The sequence below is a fragment of the Herbaspirillum sp. B65 genome, from assembly GCF_000333555.1.
GTDB lineage: Bacteria > Pseudomonadota > Gammaproteobacteria > Burkholderiales > Burkholderiaceae_D > Herbaspirillum > Herbaspirillum rubrisubalbicans.
Window position 1 is genome coordinate 1 of record NZ_BADI01000190.1, and the last position, 2,348, is coordinate 2,348.

Genomic DNA, 2,348 nt, shown 5'->3' on the forward strand with positions numbered 1-2,348 from the left:
TAGGCGCTCTCGATGTCGTCACCGACTTCGGAGGGCGACGTTCTTGATGGGTTGGATGACGCTGTTGTAGAAGCTGCTGTTGCCGGAGGAAAACCGAAGACACGCTCATGTGAAACTCCCTTGTTATGAAATCGTGGCCTGCATCCCTACTGCTGAAGGAGGATGCGGGCAGGAGTTCCATCATAGGCAAGCGTGCCGGCCCTGCAAAGGCACGCACCAGCGCCAGCGCCTCATGCCATTGCTCGACCTCGGCGCGCATGGCGACATCGAGTTCAGTATCCAGGGCCAGCGGCTCATAGATCGGCACCGGTTCGTTCTTGCCCTTGACGCGCACCCGGTCCAGTTCACGGTAGGCGAACTGCGGCGCAGCCAGGCGCGTGGCTTGGCCCACCAGCACCCCCACGCCATAGACCTTGGTGATCGCCTCCAGTCGCGAGGACAGGTTGACTGCGTCCCCCATGACCGTATAGGCACGACGGATCTTGGAGCCCATGTCCCCCACGCGCATCTGGCCACTATTGATGCCGATGCCGATCTTCAGCGGCGGCCAGTTGCGACGCGTGAATTCCTGGTTCAGTTGCAGCGTGGTCTGTTGCATCTTCAACGCCGTGGCCACGGCTCGAGCAGCGTGATCCGGCACATCCAGCGGTGCGCCCCAGAAAGCCATGACGGCGTCGCCGATGTACTTGTCCAGGGTGCCGCGATTGCCGCGGATGTCTTCTGACATGGCGGTCAGGTAGACGTTGATGTATTCGCGCAGCTCGTTGGGTTGCAGGCTTTCGGAGATGGTGGTGAAACCGCGCACGTCGGAGAACATCACCGACAGTTCACGGATTTCGCCCTCCATGTTGTAGCTGGCCGGATTGGCCGCCATTTCGGCCACCAGCTCCGGCGCCACGTATTCACCGAACAGGTTGACGATGGCCTTGCGGTTGCGATATTCGAACAGATAGCCCCAGCCCATGTTGCTGATGAACAGCAGCAGCACCAGCAAGATGCTGGTGGCCAGCGGCAGCACCATGCCGGCGCCATTGTAGAGCCATAAATTCAATCCGCCCAAGGCCGCGGCGCTGCCCAGCGCCAGCAACATCGAGGCCAGCGGCCCCAGCATGGGCAACAGCAAGCCCAGCAGCAGGCCCACCAGCGCGACCTGCAAGGCATCATAACCCTGGGCAAAGTCGGGGCGGGACTTGAAGTCGTCGTCGAGGATGGAAGCGATCAGGTTGGCATGGATCTCCACCCCCGGATAGATGGAATTGACCGGCGTGGCCCGCAAGTCGTTCAAGCCCGGCACGGTGGTGCCCACCAGCATGATGCGGCCATCGAGCTTCTCATGCGGATAGGTACCACGGATCACGTCGACTGCCGGCACGTAACGGAAGGCGCCGCCATTGGGACCGCCCGCGCCACGATAGGTGACCAGAGTGGTCAGACCGCGCTCGACCGGAATGAACAAAGCTTGCGGACGCGCCTCCACGGCAATGCCAGCCAAGGCGCCATAGTCGTATTTCTGACTCTCCATGAGGCCATCGGCGGTGGTCAGGAACACCGGTTTGATGCGCTTGCCGTCCACCGCCACGCGGGCGGTGGCCAGTGCCAGCGACTCATAGAACTGGTTGCCATAACGGGCGATGAGCGGCACGGCGCGCACCAGACCGTCGTCACCGGGCACCTGGTTGAAGAAACCACCGGCCCGCGCCGCCGCCTGCAACTGCGGCAGGTTGGCGCCATAGGCGCGCCAACCGATCACATCCAGATCACGGCCGCCGAGGTCGGCCAGGCTGAAGGCAGGGGGCGGCAACTGGCCCTTGGTGACAGCTCCCGGTTCGCTGGAAAAGGCATAGCCCATGACCACCGGCTGCCCCTGCAAGGCCGCGGCCAGACGGGCGTCGTAATCCATCTGCGGCTTGAGCAGGCGCAATTGCTGGGCCAGTTGCGGCACGTCCTTCAAGGGTCCGCGCGCCAGGTCTTCCAGGCGGCCATAGCCGGAGGTGTTGTCGGGCTCGGCGAAGACCACGTCGAAGCCCACCGACTGCGCCTGGTAGGTCTGGGTCATCTGCTTGACCAGTTGCGCCACCACATCGCGGCTCCAGGGCCAGCGCCCCAGTTCGGCGATGCTCTTCTCATCGATGTCGATGATGACGATGCGCGGGTCCAGATCGGGCTGGGTCACCCGCATACGCAAGTCGTAGAAGAACAGGTCCAGCCGCTCCACCAGGCGATTGGGCAGCACATTCATCACCACCGCCTCGGCCATGCCGGCCAGTACCAGCGCCAGCAGCCAACGGGCCCAGTATTTGCCAAAGGCGGTACGCAAACGACGCAGCATGGATTTCCCCAAATTCCCT

1 protein-coding gene is annotated in these 2,348 nt (G+C 63.0%); it reads right to left on the reverse strand.

The features are described from left to right. On the reverse strand, positions 1-2,329 hold a 2,329-nt coding region (locus I5W_RS04860; RefSeq protein WP_252716898.1), incomplete at its 3' end, for a CHASE2 domain-containing protein. Positions 2,330-2,348 lie beyond the last annotated feature (19 nt).